This is a genomic window from Actinoplanes sp. DH11 (genome assembly GCF_020873875.1).
Taxonomy (GTDB): domain Bacteria; phylum Actinomycetota; class Actinomycetes; order Mycobacteriales; family Micromonosporaceae; genus Actinoplanes.
Map to the genome: position 1 here is coordinate 80394 of NZ_JAHWGU010000008.1, position 17651 is coordinate 98044.

The following is a 17651-nucleotide window of genomic DNA, read 5'->3' on the forward strand; positions in this document are numbered from 1 at the left end:
ACGACAGGAATCAAGATCGGAACTTGCGGTTGTAGCCGGCCAGCAGAAGCAGTAGCACGGCGAGCGCGCCGAGCATCACCGCGAGCCGGCCCCAGCCGGGGGCGGGCCGGGCCAGTACGACCACGACGACGCAGGCGAGCGCGGTCAGGGTGCGGCCGGTGACGATCAGGGCGGCGCGCGTCGATTCGTTCATGACGGTCCTTTCCGGGCGTCAGCCCTTGACGCCGCCGGCGGCCATGCCCTCGATCAGGCGGCGCTGGATGAGGGCGTAGACGAGCAGCACCGGGACGATGACGATCACCATGCCGGCGTAGAGCCGCCCGTAGTCGGCGGCGGCCTTCTGCGCGGTCATCAGGTTGAGCAGGCCGACCTGCAGCGTCTTGCCCTCACCGGGCAGCAGGGTCAGCGCGATGATGAAGTCGTTCCAGTAGGCCAGGAAGTTGAACAGGATGACCGTGGTGACCGCCGGGCGGGCCATCGGCACCATCACCCGCGTCATGATCCGGAACCGGGACGCCCCGTCCAGCAGCGCCGCCTCCTCGAAGTCCCCCGGGATGGTGCGGAAGTACGAGCTGAGCAGGTAGATGGTGAATGGGATCGAGGTGGCGGCGTAGACCAGCGCGAGCATCGCCGGGTTGTCCAGGAAGAAGCCGTCCGGCATCAGGTCGATCAAGGCTCGGTCCCAGTCGACGAGCATCAGGAAGATCGGCACGACGATGTAGTTCACGTTGATGAACAACCCTGCCAGCAGCGCCATCTCGACGAGGCCCTTGCCGCGGAACTCGTAGCGGGCCACCACGTACGCCGCCGGCACCGACACCGCGAGCACCAGGACCAGGCCGAGCAGCGTGACGAGTACGGAGGTGGCGAAGTAGCGGCCCATGTCGGCGGTGACGAAGGCGTCGACGTAGTTCTGCAGGTGCAGCCCCTGCGGCAGGGTCCACGGGCTGCCGAAGAACTCGCTCCTGGTCTTGAGTGAGGCCACCAGGACCCAGCCGACCGGGATCACGATCAGCAACGCGATCACGGTCAGCAGCAGGGTGGAGACGGTCCGCGGACCGGGCTTGTGGATCGTGGTCATGGCGGTCCTCTAGTACTGGAGGGGCGGGCGCCGGGTCGCGCGGCTGACCAGCAGCGACACCAGGAACGAGAAGGCGAACACGACCACGCCGATGGCCATGCCGTAGCCGTACGAGGAGTTGGTGTACGCCTGCTGGTACATGTAGCTGAGCAGCACGTCGGAGGAACCGTCCGGGCCGCCGCCGGTCATCGCGCGCACCAGCACGAAGCTGAGGTTGACGGCGCTGAGGATGAAGAAGGTCAGCGTGGTGCGCAGGGTCTCCCAGATCAGCGGCAGCGTGATCGTGAAGAACTGCCGGCCGGCGCCGGCACCGTCGAGCGCGGAGGCCTCGTACAGCTCCTCCGGAACGCTAGCCATGCTCGCCATGTAGATGACCATGTAGTAGCCGAGCGCCTGCCAGACCATCGCGAACGCGACCGAGTAGATCACCACGCTCTGGTCGCCGAGCCAGACCTGTTGCAGCCCGTCCAGCGACAGCAGCCGAAGCGTGCCGTTGATCAGTCCGTTCTCCTGGTCGTAGACGGCGGAGAAGATCGCCGCGATGACCACGACCGACAGCACGTTGGGGATGTAGAGCACGAACCGGTAGAGATTGCGGCCGCGCAGTTTCTGCCGGGTCATGACGGCCGCGAGCGCCAGTCCGAGGCCCATCGTCACCACGGTGACAATGACCAGCAGCGCGACGGTGTTCTGGAAGGAGCGCAGGAACTGCTGGTCGTCGAGCAGTTTCGCGAAGTTGTCCAGGCCGACGAAGCGTTCCTGCGCGGAGAATCCGCTCCAGCTGTAGAGCGACATCCGGAACACGCTCAGCGTCGGCCAGATCATGAACAACGCGAACAGGGCCAGCGCCGGCAGCAGGCACACGGCGACGAATCGGCCGTCGCCGCGCTTGCGGCGGGTCGCTGCGCCGGGCGCCGCCGCCGGGGTTCGGCCGGGCTTGCGCTCGGTGTCGCCCAGCGGCGGGGTGACGGTCGAAGTCACCTCAGCTGCCCGCCTGCCGCAGCTTCTCGCTGGCGTCGTGCAGCGCCGCCTGCCACTGCTCGACGGTCTTGTCGCCGCTGATGATGCTGTTCGCCGTGTCGAACAGCGTGGTCTTGATGCTCACGCCCTCGACCGGCGCGCTGTTGGCGAACCCACCGACCAGAGCGGTGATGGACGGGTCGTCGTAGAGCCCGTAGAAACCGGCGATCTCACCGGTCACGCTGGACGCGATGCCCTTGATTGGCTGGATCGCGCTGGACTTCGCGAAGATCTTGGCGGCCTCGTCGGAGTACAGGTAGGCGAGGAAATCCTTGGCGGCGTCCTTGTTGACCGCGCCGCTGGGCACCCACGCCGACTCGACGATGGTGGTCAGGTGACGCTTGCCGCCCGCGGACACGGCCGGCAGCGGCGTCATCGCCCATGCGAAGCCCTTGGCCCGGGGCGCGTCCTTCATCTCGCCGACGACCCAGGTGCCGTTCGGCATGAACAACGCCTTGTTGTCCAGGATCGCCTGCTGGTTCTTGGTGAAGTCCTGCTCGTTGGCGTACCCCACGGTGGTCTTCGCCGCGTAGCTCAGCAGCCGGGTGGTGATGTCGAGGGTCTGGCGCGCCTGCGGGGTCTGCCAGATGCCCTGCTCATAGGTCATCACCTTGGTGAAGAACTCGTCGCCGCCGACGTTGGCCAGCAGCGCGAAGAAGAACGAGTCGAGGTAGCCCGCGGTCGGATACGTGAACAGTGCGACGCCTTGTGCTTTGGCGGTCTCGCCGAGCTGGAACATCTCGTCCCAGGTGGCCGGGACCTTCCAGCCCTTCTCGGCGAACAGGGCCTTGTTGTGGACCAGGCCGGTGGGTGCGTAGAACATCGGCATCAGGTACGTCTTGTCGTCGCCGTACGGGTTGGTGCCCAGGCCGATCATCCCGTCGGCGAGCTTGGCGCGCACGGTGGTCTGCTCGCCGGGCACGGTCATGTCGAGCACGCCGGTGAGGTCTTCGAGGGCCTTGTCCTTGACCAGGGTCTCGGAGAGCGCGGCCTTGCGGCCCTGCGGCAGCACCACCACGTCGGGGAATTTGCCGGCCTTCATGTTGGGGCTGATCTCGTCCTCGAGGGTCTTCGAGATCTGCAGCCGCACGTCGAGGCCGGGGTTCTTCGCCTGGTACGCGGCGATCAGCTCGGTGTACATGTCCCGGCCGTAGCCGCCCTCGAAGGCGGCGATCTTCAATGTCTTCTTGTCGCCTCCGGCGTCGTCTCCGCCGCCGGAACAGCCGGCGAGCAGGCCGAGCGCCGTCGCCGCGGCGGCGGCGAGGGCGAGTGGTTTTTTGAACATGGGAAGTCCTCCGTGGGCGAGCACGCGCAACGGTGCAGGAGTCGAGGCCTGAAGAATCTGCCGGCGCGACGGGTGCGGCTAGCCAGGCGGTTGTTACTGTGGCACCGATAACATGAACAGTCAAGATCGGGCCCTGGCAGCCGCGTGGCGGAAACTCAGCGTGCTGGCGGCGCGGTGGAGTGCCGGATCGTCAGGGTGGCCTGCCGCACGGCCGGTTCCGGGTCGCCGTCCGCGCCGAGCAGCACCGCGACGGCCGCCGCACCGGAGTGGTAGAAGTCCTGACGCACGGTGGTCAGCGGCGGGTGGCAGTACGCGGCCAGCTCGATGTCGTCGACGCTGACGATCGACACATCCTCGGGCACCGAACGGCCACGCTCGCGCAACGCCTTGACCACGCCGAACGCCATCTCGTCGCTGGCCGCGAAGACGGCCGTGACCTCCGGGATCATCGCGATGATGCGGCCCTGGCGGTATCCCGACTCCGGCGTCCAATCGCCCTCCAGCGGCGGCGGCGCGTCGATGCCGGCCGCGGCGAGACAGTCCTGCCAGCCCTGCCGGCGCTGGCGTGCCTCGATCCACTCGTCCGGCCCGGACACGTGCCAGATCTGGCGATGCCCGAGGTCGAGCAGGTGCTGCGTGGCGATCCGCCCGGCCTCGTGCTGGTCTATCCCGAGTACCCGGGCCCCTTCCGTGCGCGAGCCGTCCACCGTGACCGTGGGGATGTCGCGGGTGATGTCCTCCATCCGCTGGGTCACCGAGATCAGCGGTACCGCGATGACGATGCCGTCGACACCCTGGTCGGAGAGCTTGAGCAGGGCTTTCTCCATGAGCGCCGGGTCGAGTTCGGCGAGGGTCGTGATGCTCACCGAGTAGCCCGCGGCGCGGGCCGCCGCCTCTACCCCGTCGGTCACCGCGGAACGCGAGTAGTAGCCGCCGGCCTGCAGCAACACCAGGCCGAGCGTGAAGCTGCGGCCCGACGACAGCATTCGCGGCGCGCTGTTGTAGCGGTAGCCGAGCTGGCCGACGGCGTCCAGCACGCGCCGGCGGGTCTCGGCGTTGACGTGCGGGGAGTCGCGCAGCGTCCGCGAGACCGTCTGTGCCGACACCCCGGCGGCGCGTGCCACGTCCGCCATGCTCGGCTGCCTGTTACGCGTGATGGCCTCGGTCATGCTGGCGCGCTCCCCTCGTCATCCACTGCGAGGATCTTAGCGGCATTGTTTGTCATGGCACCGGTAACATAGGCTCCGCGCCATGATCGAGACGACCATGGCGGGCCCCGGCCCGCAGCCGTCGGCCGGAGTGTGGCCCACGCTCAGCTGGCGCGGGCGCCGGCTCTACCGCGCCGGCGCCGAACACCGCATCCTTTCCGGCGCGATGCACTACTTCCGGGTACACCCCCGCCTGTGGCGCGACCGCCTGCGAAGGCTCGCGGACCTCGGTCTCAACACCGTCGACACGTACGTGGCCTGGAACTTCCACCAGCCGCACGCCGACCGGGCGCCCAGCTTCGACGGCTGGCGCGACGTCGAGGCGTTCATCGAGCTGGCCGGCGCCGAAGGACTCGACGTCGTGGTGCGACCCGGGCCGTACATCTGCGCGGAATGGTCCAACGGCGGCCTACCCGCCTGGCTCACCGCCCGCGACGTGGCACTGCGCACCTCCGACCCGGGGTTCACCCAGCCCGTCGAACGGTGGTTCGACCACCTGATCCCCCGGATCGCGCGACTGCAGGCCGGTGCCGGTGGTCCGGTCGTGGCGGTGCAGGTGGAGAACGAGTACGGCAGCTACGGCGACGACCACGCCTACCTGCGCTGGAACCGGACGGCGCTCGTCGCGCGCGGCATCACCGAACTGCTGTTCACCGCCGACGGCCCGACCGAGCTGATGCTCGACGGCGGCACCATCCCGGGCACCCTGGCCGCCGCCACCCTGGGCTCCAAACCCGAGGCCGCCCGGGAACTCCTGGCCCGGCGCCGCCCGCAGGAGCCGTTCGTGGTGGCCGAGTACTGGAGCGGCTGGTTCGACCACTGGGGCGAGCACCACCACGTCCGCGGCGTGGACAGCGCGGCCGGCACCCTCGGCGCCATCGTGGCCGACGGGGGCAGCGTGAGCATCTACATGGCGCACGGCGGCACCAACTTCGGGTTGTGGGCCGGCGCCAACAGCGACGACGGCCGGTTGCAGCCGACGGTCACCAGCTACGACTCCGACGCGCCGATCGCCGAGGACGGCTCGCTCACCGCCAAGTTCCACGCGATGCGCGCGGTACTCGGCGCCTCCGGGACGCCGCGGGTTCCGGAACGGCTGCCGGTGCTGCCGGCGGCCCGGGTGCCACTGACCCACCGCGCCGGCCTGCTCACCGGCTTGACCGCGGTGCCGGCGCCCGCCGTCGACGGTCCGCACCCGGCCACGTTCGAGCAACTCGGCCTCGACGCGGGGATGGTGCTGCTCACCGCGTACCCGAAGATTCCCGAAGGCCGGCACCGGATCGTGCTGAGCGACGTCCGCGACCGCGCGGTGGTCTTCGCCGACGGCGTGCCGATCGGCGTCGCCGACGGCGGTGACCATGAACTGAGCATCGACGGCACCGGGGCCGAGGTGCACCTGCAGATCCTGGTGGAGAACCTCGGCCGGATCAACTACGGGCCCCTGCTCGGGCAGCACAAAGGGCTGCTCGGGCCGGTGCTCGTCGACCGCCGGATCGTGCACGGCTGGACCAGTACCCCGATCGCGCTTCCCGACTGGACCGCCGACGACCTGCGGCGCGCCACCGGCACCGGGCGACCACGCACCGCCGCCGGCACGTCCACCGGCTTCGCCGTGGCGAACGTGCACGTCGGCGAGCCGGCCGACACGTTCCTCGCGCTGCCCGGCTCGGCGCACGGCATGGTGTGGGTCAACGGCTTCCTGCTCGGCCGATACCGCGAGATCGGGCCGCAGGTGACGCTCTACTGCCCGGCGCCGCTGCTGCACGCCGGCGTGAACACCGTCGTGGTGCTCGACACCGACCGGCTCGGCAGCGTCCTGGAGCTGCGCGAGCGTCCCGAGCTGGGTCCCGCCGAGGAGTACATCGAGGAGTTCGACTGACGCGTACGGAGTGACACGCTCGGCCGGGACGGCGCGGGCTGGTGAGGCGCCGGCCCGGCCGCCCGGCCGCCCGAGAGCTGTCAGCCGGTGCCCAACGGGATCTCGGCAACCACGACATGCGCGTTGGATCCGGCCGGAACCGCCACCGTGACGTCGTGCCCGTTCCCGGTGACACGTACCGTGCTGGGCACGGCCACGCCGTCCGGGTACAGCCCGATCGCGTACACCACCTCCGGCCTGCCGGACGGTGAGGTGAGGTGCCACTCCAGCGTGCCGGAGGCGGTCAGGCCAGGGTCGGCAGGCCGCGAGCCGTAGATCGCGTGACCGGCATCCCGGAGGATCTCACCGAGCTCACGCATCCGCTCGGCAACGTGCCGCGAAAGGCGGCCGGAGGCGTCCGGGCCGACCCCGATGAGGTAGTTGCCACCCCGGGCCACGATGCGCACCAGCGTGGCGGCGATCTCACCGATCGGCTTCGCGGGGTCGTCAGGGGTCTCCGAACACCAGGACCGGGTCATGGTGATGCAGGATTCCCACGGGTGGTCCAGCCGTGCGTCGGGCAGTTGCTGCTCCGGGGTGCGGTAGTTCTCGTTGCGGCCGTGCACCTCACGGTCGACGACGAGGATGTCCGGTTGCAGTTCGCGGGCACGGTCGGCGATCGCGTCGATCCCGATCGGCTCGTCCGGTTCGCGCACCCAGCCCGCGTCCAGCCACAGCACATTGATCCGGCCGTACCGGGTGAGCAGTTCGTCGATCTGACGGTGGGTGTATTCGACGAACGACCGCCACTTCGCCGTCTTCTCGGCGAGATCGTAGTTGTGGAACCTGTCCCGGATCGGCTGCGCCCGGTCCCAGTAGCCCGGGTGGTTCCAGTCGGCCTTGGAGAAGTAGACGCCGGTCTCCAGGCCCTCGGCCCGGAACGCTTGGAAGGTCTCGGCCACGATGTCACGCCCGAGGCCGCAGTCTTCCGCGGTGGACTTGAAGTTGGACTGGTCGGTGTCGTACAGGGCGAAGCCGTCGTGGTGTTTCGTGGTCAGGACCAGGTACCGCAGTCCCGCGTCCGAGCACATCCGCGCCCACTCGGCGGGGTCGTAGTCCGCACCGCGGAAGGTCTCCGCCTGGCGGTTGTACCAGGTGTGGTACTCCGCAGCGGTGCCCGACCAGCCGGCGGGCGGGTCGGTGAACTCCCCCAGGTGCTCACGGTGCAGGGACCAGGAACCGCTCTGGCCGATCGCGCTGTAGATGCCCCAGTGCATGATGACCCCGACCTTCAGGTCGCGCCAGTGCTCCAACGCCGCACGGGTACGCGGGTCGGCCGGCCATTGGTAGCCGGGGTCGGGCACCGCCGTCAGCGCGCCGGCCGCCTCCAGCGCGTCCGGCGTGAAGTCGGCAGTCGTGGTCGTCGGGTCCGTCATCAGAACTTCAGTCCTCCCTCTTCGATGCCCCGGAAGAAGTACTTCTGGGCCAGGAAGAAGATGATCAGCAAGGGCAGGAAGGCGACGATGGCGCCGGCCAGCACCACCCGGTAGTCGAAGCCGAAGGCGCTCTCCAACTGTGTGATGGCGAGCATGAGCGTGAACTTGGTGTCGTCGCGCAGCACGACGACCGGCCAGAGGTAGTCCTCCCAGGCGAAGATGAACGACGTCAGCCCGACGATGACCAGGGCGCCCCGGGTCTGCGGCAGGAAGATGTGCCAGAACCGCTGCCACTCGTTCGCGCCGTCGAGCAGTGCCGCGTTCTCGAGTTCGTCGGGGACGCCGAGGAACGCCGCGCGCATCAGAAGAAGGTGGAAGGCCTCCAGCATCAGCGGCAGCCAGACCCCGACCAGGCTGTTGTAATACCCGAGGTCACGAACCTGGGCGAACAGGGAGACCATGATCGACTCGAACGGGAAGATCAACGCCGACAGCACGATCAGCGTCATCAGGTCGCGGCCTCGCCAGCCACGCCGCGACAGGATGTAGCCGCCCATCGTCGACAGGATGAGACGGCTGGCGACGATGAGGGTGCAGACGATGATCGAGTTGCCGAACGCGCGCAGCACGTCGGTCTGCTCGAACAGGTCGCCGAACGCGTCGAGACTCCACTGCTGCGGGAACACCGTGGCGCCCGGCCCGAACATGGCCTCGCCCGGGCCCTTGAAGGCACCGAGCAGAGGCACGACGAGCGGTCCCACCAGGGCCAGGAGCACAAGGACCAGGCTGGCGTAGCGCCACCCGGCAGTGCGGGCGCGGCGGCGGTTGCGGGCCCGACGCGGCGAGCGCTGCGGAGCGGATGCGGTCTCCGGCGAAGCGGCCGGTAGTGCGGTAGTGCTCACTGCTCCTCCGACTTGCGGTTGAGACGCTGGCTCAGCAGGACCAAGCCGACGGTGAGGACGAACAGCACCACCGAGGCGGCGCCGCCGAGGCCCAGGGAGCCGTAGGTGCTGTCGGCGATGCCGATGTCACGGATGTACATGGTGAGCGTCGAGGACTCACCGCCGATCCCGCCGGTGCCGTTGGTCAGCAGGAAGACCTCGCTGAACACCTTCATCGAGCCGATCATCACGAGGACGGCGACGAGGTTCATCATCAGACGCACGCCGGGCAGGGTGATGTGGAAGAACTTGCGTACGGAGCCGGCGCCGTCCATCTCCGCCGCCTCGTACAGCGATCGATCCACGTTGGCCAGCGCGGACAGGTAGAGGATCATGTAGTACGGCAGGCCTTTCCAGATGGTGATGAGCATCGCGGAGATGAGCACCCACCAGCGGCCGGTCAGGAACGGGAGCGAGCTCTGGACCAGGCCGGTGTCCTTGAGCAGCGCGTTGATCAGACCGTCGTCCTTGAGCAGGTAGGACCAAGCCAGCGCCACGACCACCACGGAGGCGACCGCCGGCAGGTAGAACAGGGACCGGAAGATCCCGATGCCGGGCAACCGGTCCCGGACCAGCAGGGCGAGCAGAAGCGGCAGGACGGTCAGCACGGGGACGACGCACAGGGCGTAGACCACCGAGTTGAGCAGCGCCGACCAGAATTCCTCGTCGCGTAGCAGGTCCTGGTAGTTCTGCAGGCCCACGAAGCCGCCGGCGCCGCCGAGCGGCCGGGCGTCGGTGAAGCTCAGGAGAACGGTGTTGAAGAAGGGATAGACGGAGAAGGCCACGACCGCGGCGACGGGCGGCACGCACCAGAGGTACGGCACCCACCATTTGCGGTATCGGGCTGCTCCACCGAGCGATGTGACGGCGCGGGCCATGACTGTAGCTGCCTTCGTGAGCGGGCCGCGGGCAGCGGCCCCAGTGGTTCGGAAGCACGGGTTCGCGGGGGCCGTCACTCAGACGGCCCCCGCGCGGGCTCAGCCCAGCCGCTCGAGCAGCGTGTTGGCCTCGGTCTGGGCGTCGGCCAGCGCCTGCTTCGGGTCCTTGCTACCGGTGACCGCCTTCTGGATGTTCTCGTTGATCACCTTGTCGATCTTGCCGGTGACGTAGAACAGTCCGACAACGACCTTGCCCTGCTTCGCTGCTTCGGCCGCGACGCTTCGTGCCTCGTCGAACGGGTCGTCAGTCTTGGGCGCCTGGAAGAAGGGGTCGGCGAGTGCGGTGGTCGAGGACGGGAAGATGACGACCTTGGGGTCCTTGGCCCAGGCCAGCTGGTTCTCCGCGTTCGTCACGTACTGGGCGAACGCCATGGCGAGTGGAGCGTTCTTCGTGGTGGTGGAGACCCCGACGTACTGGCCGTTGAACAGCACGGACCCGCCGGGCGACGACAGGTGCGGTCCGACGCCGGTCCGCGGGTAGAGGTCCGGGGCGTTCTCCTTGACGGTACGCAGGAACGACGCGTTCGGGCTGCCGAACGCGAGGGTGCCCGCGCTGTACGCCTGGCTCGGGTCAGGCTGCCCGGTCACCGAGTCGCTGGGGATGGCGCCGGCCTTGTACAGATCGGCCATGTCCGTCAGCCACTGCTGGGCCTTCGCGTCCTCGGCGAACGTGAACTTCGTGTTGTCGGCGTTCATCATGGCGACACCCAGACCGACCCAGGAGTCGACGAAGGTCCATTGGGCGTTGCCCCACAGCGCCTGGTACTCGCCCTTGGCCGCCGTGGCGATCTGCTTGCTGTCCGCGACGAGCTCGTCCCAGGTCGCGGGCGGCTGTTCCGGGTCCAGACCGGCCTTGGCGAAGAGGTCCTTGTTGTAGGTGGTGATGAGCGGGCCCCAGTACCAGGGGTAGACGGTGTGGTGGCCCTGGGCGCCGAAGCCGAGGTTGTCCCAGACGCCCGGCAGGAAGTCCTTGCCGGTGCCGGGTGCCTTCACGTCGAGGTCCATGAGCAGGTTGGCCTTGGTCAGCGCCATGACCGTGGAGCTCGCGACGTTGATGACGTCCGCCATGACGCATGTCTGCGCGTCGTTGACCATGCGGGCGTCAACGTCGTCGGCGCTGGGCGTGTCTTCCCAGTTGATCTTCACGCCGGGGTGCTGCTGTTCGAATTTTTCGATCAGCGGGTTGAAGAAGCCACCGAAGTCCTTCTTCAGTCCGCTGGTGGCGAAGCGAATCTCGCCGGAGAGCTCGGACGTCGGCAGAGGTTTGTCGTCGATGTTGCCGGCCGGCACCTCGCAGTCGACCTGCGGCCTGGGGATTCCGCCGCTCTGTGCCGTCTCGGGGTCCGAGCCGCCGAGGCCGCAGCCCGCGGTGAGGGCGAACACGCTGACTATGCTCGCGGCCACCAGCAGGGGCCGTCGGCGGCTGGTGAAGCTGATCATCGAAAGTGCCTCCGAGAATGTCGTTTCGGTGATGGACGGCGTCGGCTTCACTGCGCGTCCTGAGATCGTGACCGCCTCGTCATCGGACATCGGATGTACGGCGGGCTTGGCGGTATTAGATCTTTGCTATCACGAGTTTGCAAGAGCTCAGGGGATGTTCTCGCCAAGATTGACGAAATCGAGCACGGCCCGCAGCCGCCGGGGACGCAGCGCGTGAGCCGGCCGGACGTCGGGACCACAGGAGCGGCTGCCGAGACCGTGCTGGGCGAGGTCTAGGTAGAGATGCGCCGCTGCGGACGCGGGGAGTTCGAACGGATGGTTGACACCCGTCAATTCGTGGGCGCTCCATCGGCGCAGCGAGAAGCCCACCGGCCCGTCCACCACGCGGACGCCGAAGCCGGGACGCCCGTCCCCGGAGTCCAGCCGCAGGCTGCGCAACTCCGATCGGTGCCCGCCTTCCTGCGGCCGCACCTGCGGCTCCAGGAGCTCGTCGAGCGCGGCGGTATAGGTGCCCACCGTGACACCCGCGCGCATGTCGGGGTACGACTCGCCGGGGCCCAGCCCGAACCACGTCACGTGCCACGGGGCGGGCTGGAGCGCGAGGTGCAGCCCGGCGCGCGGCCAGGTGCCGCGCCAGGGCCCGTCCGGATCCAATGTCACGACGCACCGGGCGCCGCCGTCACAGGATGACCACTCCAGTCGTGCCGTCACCCCCAACGGAAATGCCGCGGGAGCCCATCGGGACACGGCGACAAGGCCGTGCGGGGACCGCGACACCTCGACCGTGCGACGCTCCAGCCGGTCCAGGCCGCGGTCACGCCACCGGTCGGCGGCGGACGGTCCCCGCACGCCCGCTCCCGCGCCGCCGGTGGTTGCGGGGTCGTGTTCCTCGTAGTCCAGGGGGCCGTGCCCCAAGTCGTTGTCGGTGGGCGCGCGCCACAACTCCACCCCGAAACCGAGCAACGGTACGTCCGCGATGGCGGTGGGGTCGCCGGTGCGCGGATCCAGGAGCACATCGCCGACGAGAAGGGAGCCGCCGTCGCGAGGCTCAGGCACCCGCCGGACCGGAGGGGCACCGGGCGAGCGGTCGAGCCGATGCGGCCGTGCCGGAACCGGCATGGCGCCCGGGCCGGCCGGCGTGGGGTCGAACGGGCGCCCCTGCCAGCGGTGCATGACGTGCCCGGCGTCGCACCACGCGGTCGCGGCCGCGGTCTGCACCGTGAGCGTGAGATGGAGCTCCGGCTCGGTGGGATCGGCGGATGCCAGGGCGGTGCGCAGCCGATCCGGGCAGTCCAGCACCCGACGCCGGCCGGGCGGCAGATCCCCGCAGGCCAGCGCGCCCTCGGCGACGAGGCGTCCCCGGCTCACCAGCCGCCAGCCCACCGCGAGATCGGCGGCCGTGGTGAACTGCCGCCGGGAGTCGACGATGATCCGGTGGTCCCGGGACCACGCGGCGTGGACCGGTGCCACCAGCTGGGCCCAGTCGAGCAGACCGGAGGTGGGCGTCCCGTCCGCGCGGACCATGCCGTCGGCCAGGAAGGTGCCGTCGTGCAGGCGCTCGCCGAAGTCGCCGCCGTAGGCCTGGAACGGCTGTCCGCCCGGAGCGGTCACGTTCAGCGTGTGGTCGCGCCACTCCCACACGAAACCACCCGCGATCCGGGGCGAGGCATCGATCAGCTCGATGTAGTCGCGGGCGCCGCCGGGTCCCGTGCCCATCGCGTGCAGGTATTCGACGAGCAGGTACGGCAGGGAGCGTGCACGCGCGGCCTGCTCGGCGGTGACCGAGGCGGCCGGATGATGCGGGACCGCGATCGGGCCGCCGTCGGCGAGGAAGGCGCTGACCTCCTCGATCGCCGGGTACATGCGCGCGTAGATCTGGGTGTACTCGGCCGCGTGGTCCCCCTCGTAGTGCAGCGGGCGGGACGGGTCACGCTCCTTGACCCACTGCGCCATGGCCGCGAGGTTCTCCCCCGTGCCGCACTCGTTGCCCAGCGACCAGCAGATGACGCTCGGGTGGTTCTTGTCCCGTTCCACCATGCGCCGCGCCCGGTCCAGCAGGTTCTCGCGCCAGTCCGGATCGTCGCAGGGGTTGCGCCGCCACCCGTCGACCTCGAAGCCGTGGGTCTCCAGATCACATTCCACCATCACCCACAGACCCATCTCGTCGGCCAGATCGAGCAGCCGGGGATGGGGCGGGTAGTGCGCGGTGCGGATGGCGTCGACGTTGTGCCGTTTCATCAGCGCCAGGTCGGCGCGGGCGCGGGCCTCGTCGAAGACCCGGCCGTGCCGGCTGTCGATCTCGTGCCGGTTCATGCCTCGCAGCGTGATCGGGCGGCCGTTGACGCGCAGGACGCCGTCAGTGATCTCCACGGTACGAAACCCGGTGCGTAGCGTGACGGTCTCGCCGGGCGCAGTCACGACGACGTCGTAGAGCACCGGGTCCTCGGCCGACCACGGCCGGACGGCACCGGCCTCGATCGGCGTGACCTCGTCCGGTCCGGACCAGGTCACGTCCACCCCGAGCTCGGGCACCCGCAGGCGCACCGGCCAGGCGGCCGGCCCGGACCGCAGCTCCACCTGGAGGATCCCGTGGCCGTGATGGTCGTACCCGGCCCGAACCCAGATGTCGTCGATGCCGGCGGCGGGCCGCCGAAGCAGCTGGACCTCCCGGAAGATGCCGGGTAGCCACCACTGGTCCTGGTCCTCGAGGTAGCTGCCCGCGGACCACTGGTGCACCCGCACGGACACCAGGTTGCGCCCCGCGACCAGCAGGTCCGTCACGTCGAAGTCCTGCACGAGCCGCGAACCGGTGCGCACTCCCGCCTCGTGCCCGTTGATCCAGAGTCTGGCCACCGACTCGATACCGTCGGTGCGCAGCAGTACCCGGCCGCCGTCGAACCACTCGGCGGGCACGTCGATCCAGCGCCGATGGTCGCCGGTGGGGTTGGCATCCGGCACGTGTGGTGGGTCCAGCGGGAACGGGTACATGACGTTCGTGTAGCTCGGTGAGCTGTACCGCCCGTCCGGGGGGAGCACCCAGTGGCCGGGCACGGTGATCTCGTCCCAGTCCCGGTCGTCGAGTGCGGGGTCCTGCACGGCGTGCGGGCTTGCGGCCACCGGCGAGAAGCGGAAGCGCCAGCGGCCGCCGAGGTCGATCCGCGCGGCGTCGGTGTGCACGGCTGCCACCGGGGGCGAGAGCGAGCCGGATCCCGGTGCGGTCGAGCTGAGATAGCCGGTCTCACCGGGCCCGTCCGTGCGGGACCGTCGTCCAGACATCTGCTGAGTCCTCCAAAGCAACGTTCCCTGCCACCGGGCCGAGAGTCCGCGGGGATCATCACGCGACGGCCACAGAGGCGAGGGCGGGTGGATGCGGCGCAACCTATCACGAGTTTGCAAGGGGTTTCGCGGTCCGCAGTTCCGCTCGGCTACCCGATTCGGCGCCGCTTGGCCTATGTCAAACTTGCGCCATGGCCCGCGCATCACGCAGTGACGTCGCCCGTCTCGCGGGAGTGGCACCGAGCACCGTGTCCAACATCCTCAACGGCCGCGCCGAGGAACTCAGGCTGGCTCCGGCGACGGTGGAGCGGGTCCGCGCAGCCGCACTGCAGCTGCAGTATGTTCCGCAGGCGTCGGCGCAGGCCCTGCGTGGCGGTCGTTCCCACACACTCGGGCTGCTGCTCGCCGCCCTGCCGCCCTCACCCTACGTCCCGGTGGTCTACGACGTCCTCACCGCAGCAATCGTCCGGGCGCAGGCCCGCGAACGCCTGCTGTTCCCGGTAGTGCAGCCGGAGCACGGGGAGGACACCGGCTACATCGACCGGATGCTTGCCGACGTGGATCTGGCCGGGGTGGTCTGCGAGTACTCGCCGCGCAACGCTCTCGCCGGCCAGCGGCTCGTCGACATGGACGTGCCCGTCGTCTGGATGTCACTCGACTCATCCTCCGAGCAGCGGCCCGGCATCGCCCACGTGCACGCGGACGAGCGGCCCGGGGTGCGTGACGTGCTGTCCCGGCTGGACATCGCGGACGACCAGCGTCTGGGGGTTCTCGTCGGGCCGGTGTACCGCACGGAGCGCCTCGATGTGGTTCAGGAACTTTTTCCCGGACGGATCGCCGTGTTCGAGGCGGAGTCCTGGCTGCCGCCCGCGGGACTGGCCGCCACGCGCGAGGCCCTGACCCGCCACCGCGACCTCGGGGCGTTGTTCTGCGCCGACGATCTGCTGGCCGTGGGCGCCTTGCAGGCGTGCGCCGAGCTCGGCCTCGCCGTACCCGATGACATCTCGGTGATCGGCTTCGGCGGCTATCAGCTCGGTGACTACGGGATCGGTGAGCTGACCACCGTGTACTGGCCCTTGCGCGACCTGGCCGCCGCTGCAGTGGACACCCTGGTGGACCGTCTCGGTTCGGCCGGCCCGCGCTCCCGGACTCCGGCCACTGCCGCGCCGGTCACCGTGACCTTGCCCTCCACGGCGGTGGTGCGCGGGTCCGCACGGCTCGCATCCAGGCCGCTCCGCGGAGAGGCGCGATCCGCGCGCTGACAGACCACCGCGGCGCACGCATCCGATGTCTCCACCTTCGCTAAAACGGCAAACCGCCTGAAGCGCGGCGAACGATCTTTTATATCCGCACCGTTGACAGAAATAGACCCGATGACTAATCATCGGAGATCGACATACTTCGCCGTCTGCGCTCCCCCGTCCGCGCCACCGTCCTGCGCGGCCTCGGCGCAGCGGCAACTCTCCCGGCCTGCCCGGCACCGCGACGATCCGGTGCCGCGGCGGCTGTCCTCCCCCGGAAGGAACAATCGATGCGGGATCACACTCCCTCCACGGTGAGCCGTCGCACGGTCCTCCGCGCCACCGGCCTCGGCGCCGCCGCAGCCGCAGGATTGGGGCTGGGCAGCACGCTGTCCGCCTCACCGGCCGCAGCCGCCAGCAGCCTGTCCAGGGTGGATGCCGCGTTCATCCGACGCGGCCTGGTGCACTGCGCCTGGGTCGCCCAGGCAACCGACGGTCGCTGGCAGCCCACCCCGCAGCGCTTCCGGGACAGCGGCTTCACCACCCCGACGTTCTACGACCCGCCGCTGTGGGACGCCGCGCTGATGGCGGGCCTGCCGGGCTACACCTGGGCGGCGGCCAAGGGCCCGGCCGGCGTGCATCTGACCCCGTCCACACCTCCGGACCTCACCAGGCCGGTGCTGTCCGCGGCGCAACGCGCTCGCGCCGGCGACCTGTTCAGCATGTGCTTCGGCGACGAGGAGAACTACTCCCAGCAGCTGCTGGACTGGCTGGTGCCACTCACGGCCAAGCTGCGCCAGGAGGCTCCGAACGCGCTGATGCACACCAATCAGTACGCGGGCCAGTGGAACGACACGCAGATGAAGAACTTCATGGCCGTGGTCCGGCCCGACCTTCTCACCTTCGACGAGTACTACTTCTCGATGAGCTCCAACCACGTGGGCGGCAGCATCACCAATCTGTACAACAACACCGCCCGATACCGCTGGCTCGCTCTGGGCGGCAACGACCAATCCTTCACCAACCCCATCGCCTTCGGCCAGTACACGATGGGGTTCCGGTCCGGGAACGCACCCTCCCAGGAAGGCGGAAACCGGGTCGTCTCCGAGTCGGAGCAATCAGTCGTCAGCTACGTCACCTGGGCCCTGGGCGGCAAGTGGCTCAACCTGTTCCGCTGGGAGAAGGACGCACATCCCACGTCCCTGCTGGTGCGCAAGGACGCCGGCAGCGGCCCGACCCGGCAGGCCCAGCGGTACACCACGCTCAACGCCCGGATGAAGGCGTTCTCGCCGTACCTGTCCCGGCTGCGCAGCCACAAGGCCTTTCTCGTCATGGGGCGCAACAGCGGCGGGTACAACACTCAGCCCTGGCTCGATGTCTTCGCTCCCGGTCTGGACCCGCAGACCCGGCTGTCGGCAATCGCCGCCGCCAACGTCGGCGGCGCCAACGGCGGACTGCCCGGTGACATCCTCGTCGGCACCTTCCGCCCGATCCCGGGCATGACGGCCGAGGAGTCGGCGGGCATATTCACCAACCCCGGCACGCCCGCCTTCATGGTGGTCAACGCCCTGGCGCTGCCCAACGCCGACAGGACCGACGAGTACGGAACCGGCGGCTCCAGCGCCGACACCGCGCAGAACGTCACGCTGACCTTCGACCTCTCCGACGGCTCGGTCCGCCCCGATCAGCTGCGCATGCTGAACGCTGCGACCGGCCAGGTCGTCTCGCCGGTCCTGACGGCGCGGGGTAACGGCCGATACGAACTGGTCAAGTTCATGGGTGGCGGCACCGGAGAGCTGTTCTGGTGGCAGCTCGGCTGATCGCGGTTCGGCAGGGAAAGCGGGCCCGGTCTGCAGACCGGGCCCGCGCCCGCCAGACATAGGATGATTCACTAGTCGGCGAGAAGTGCCGTGCGTGTCATTGCGGG

General features: G+C 69.3%; 13 protein-coding genes. 3 read left to right on the forward strand and 10 right to left on the reverse strand.

The genetic code is table 11. The features are described 5' to 3' along the window. Positions 1-10 precede the first annotated feature (10 nt). From LPA41_RS13635 to LPA41_RS13655, 5 genes are all read right to left on the reverse strand, one after another. Positions 11-193, reverse strand: coding sequence for a hypothetical protein (locus LPA41_RS13635; RefSeq protein WP_229070674.1), 183 nt, complete (start codon positions 191-193; stop codon positions 11-13). Between the two features lie 18 nt (positions 194-211). Beyond that, the gene (locus LPA41_RS13640) at positions 212-1081 is read right to left on the reverse strand and encodes a carbohydrate ABC transporter permease (protein ID WP_229070676.1); all 870 of its coding nucleotides are present in this window, start codon (positions 1079-1081) and stop codon (positions 212-214) included. Between the two features lie 9 nt (positions 1082-1090). Next, positions 1091-2062 (reverse strand): carbohydrate ABC transporter permease, encoded by a 972-nt coding sequence (locus LPA41_RS13645; RefSeq protein ID WP_229070679.1) that lies wholly within the window; start codon positions 2060-2062, stop codon positions 1091-1093. 1 nt (position 2063) lies between these two features. Further along, entirely contained in the window at positions 2064-3386 is a 1323-nt protein-coding gene (locus tag LPA41_RS13650) for a carbohydrate ABC transporter substrate-binding protein (protein WP_229070681.1), read from the reverse strand. Between the two features lie 155 nt (positions 3387-3541). Further along, positions 3542-4555: a LacI family DNA-binding transcriptional regulator gene (locus LPA41_RS13655; protein ID WP_229070683.1), complete on the reverse strand. Its 1014-nt coding sequence runs from the start codon at positions 4553-4555 to the stop codon at positions 3542-3544. A gap of 82 nt (positions 4556-4637) precedes the next feature. Here LPA41_RS13655 and LPA41_RS13660 point away from each other — a divergent pair, with 82 nt between their 5' ends. Continuing rightward, entirely contained in the window at positions 4638-6473 is a 1836-nt protein-coding gene (locus LPA41_RS13660; protein WP_229070685.1) for a beta-galactosidase, read from the forward strand. 80 nt (positions 6474-6553) lie between these two features. Here LPA41_RS13660 and LPA41_RS13665 read toward each other — a convergent pair whose 3' ends face one another. The 5 genes from LPA41_RS13665 to LPA41_RS13685 all read right to left on the reverse strand — a co-directional run bounded on the left by LPA41_RS13665 (position 6554) and on the right by LPA41_RS13685 (position 14483). Continuing rightward, positions 6554-7888, reverse strand: a complete 1335-nt coding sequence (locus LPA41_RS13665) for an alpha-L-fucosidase (RefSeq protein WP_229070687.1) — start codon at positions 7886-7888, stop codon at positions 6554-6556. Further along, the gene (locus LPA41_RS41865; RefSeq protein ID WP_229070689.1) at positions 7888-8790 is read right to left on the reverse strand and encodes a carbohydrate ABC transporter permease; all 903 of its coding nucleotides are present in this window, start codon (positions 8788-8790) and stop codon (positions 7888-7890) included. The genes LPA41_RS13665 and LPA41_RS41865 overlap by 1 nt, the downstream gene beginning before the upstream one ends. Beyond that, complete coding sequence (locus LPA41_RS13675; protein ID WP_229070691.1) at positions 8787-9707, reverse strand: carbohydrate ABC transporter permease; 921 nt, start codon at positions 9705-9707, stop codon at positions 8787-8789. The genes LPA41_RS41865 and LPA41_RS13675 overlap by 4 nt, the downstream gene beginning before the upstream one ends. 99 nt (positions 9708-9806) lie before the next feature. Continuing rightward, positions 9807-11297, reverse strand: a complete 1491-nt coding sequence (locus tag LPA41_RS13680; RefSeq protein ID WP_229070693.1) for a sugar ABC transporter substrate-binding protein — start codon at positions 11295-11297, stop codon at positions 9807-9809. A 57-nt stretch (positions 11298-11354) separates the two neighbouring features. Beyond that, complete coding sequence (locus LPA41_RS13685) at positions 11355-14483, reverse strand: glycoside hydrolase family 2 TIM barrel-domain containing protein (RefSeq protein WP_229070695.1); 3129 nt, start codon at positions 14481-14483, stop codon at positions 11355-11357. Positions 14484-14674: 191 nt separating this feature from the next. Between LPA41_RS13685 and LPA41_RS13690 the strand changes: the two genes are divergently transcribed. Further along, entirely contained in the window at positions 14675-15745 is a 1071-nt protein-coding gene (locus tag LPA41_RS13690) for a LacI family DNA-binding transcriptional regulator (protein ID WP_229070697.1), read from the forward strand. Positions 15746-16014: 269 nt separating this feature from the next. Further along, positions 16015-17544, forward strand: coding sequence for a hypothetical protein (locus tag LPA41_RS13695; RefSeq protein WP_229070699.1), 1530 nt, complete (start codon positions 16015-16017; stop codon positions 17542-17544). Positions 17545-17651 lie beyond the last annotated feature (107 nt).

Bases quoted from the DNA above. Each gene is read 5' to 3' on its own strand.
- LPA41_RS13635 (WP_229070674.1), bottom strand. From the start codon at position 193: ATGAACGAATCGACGCGCGCCGCCCTGATCGTCACCGGCCGCACCCTG.
- LPA41_RS13640 (WP_229070676.1), bottom strand. From the start codon at position 1,081: ATGACCACGATCCACAAGCCCGGTCCGCGGACCGTCTCCACCCTGCTG.
- LPA41_RS13650 (WP_229070681.1), bottom strand. From the start codon at position 3,386: ATGTTCAAAAAACCACTCGCCCTCGCCGCCGCCGCGGCGACGGCGCTC.
- LPA41_RS13655 (WP_229070683.1), bottom strand. From the start codon at position 4,555: ATGACCGAGGCCATCACGCGTAACAGGCAGCCGAGCATGGCGGACGTG.
- LPA41_RS13660 (WP_229070685.1), top strand. From the start codon at position 4,638: ATGATCGAGACGACCATGGCGGGCCCCGGCCCGCAGCCGTCGGCCGGA.
- LPA41_RS13665 (WP_229070687.1), bottom strand. From the start codon at position 7,888: ATGACGGACCCGACGACCACGACTGCCGACTTCACGCCGGACGCGCTG.
- LPA41_RS13675 (WP_229070691.1), bottom strand. From the start codon at position 9,707: ATGGCCCGCGCCGTCACATCGCTCGGTGGAGCAGCCCGATACCGCAAA.
- LPA41_RS13680 (WP_229070693.1), bottom strand. From the start codon at position 11,297: ATGTCCGATGACGAGGCGGTCACGATCTCAGGACGCGCAGTGAAGCCG.
- LPA41_RS13685 (WP_229070695.1), bottom strand. From the start codon at position 14,483: ATGTCTGGACGACGGTCCCGCACGGACGGGCCCGGTGAGACCGGCTAT.
- LPA41_RS13690 (WP_229070697.1), top strand. From the start codon at position 14,675: ATGGCCCGCGCATCACGCAGTGACGTCGCCCGTCTCGCGGGAGTGGCA.
- LPA41_RS13695 (WP_229070699.1), top strand. From the start codon at position 16,015: ATGCGGGATCACACTCCCTCCACGGTGAGCCGTCGCACGGTCCTCCGC.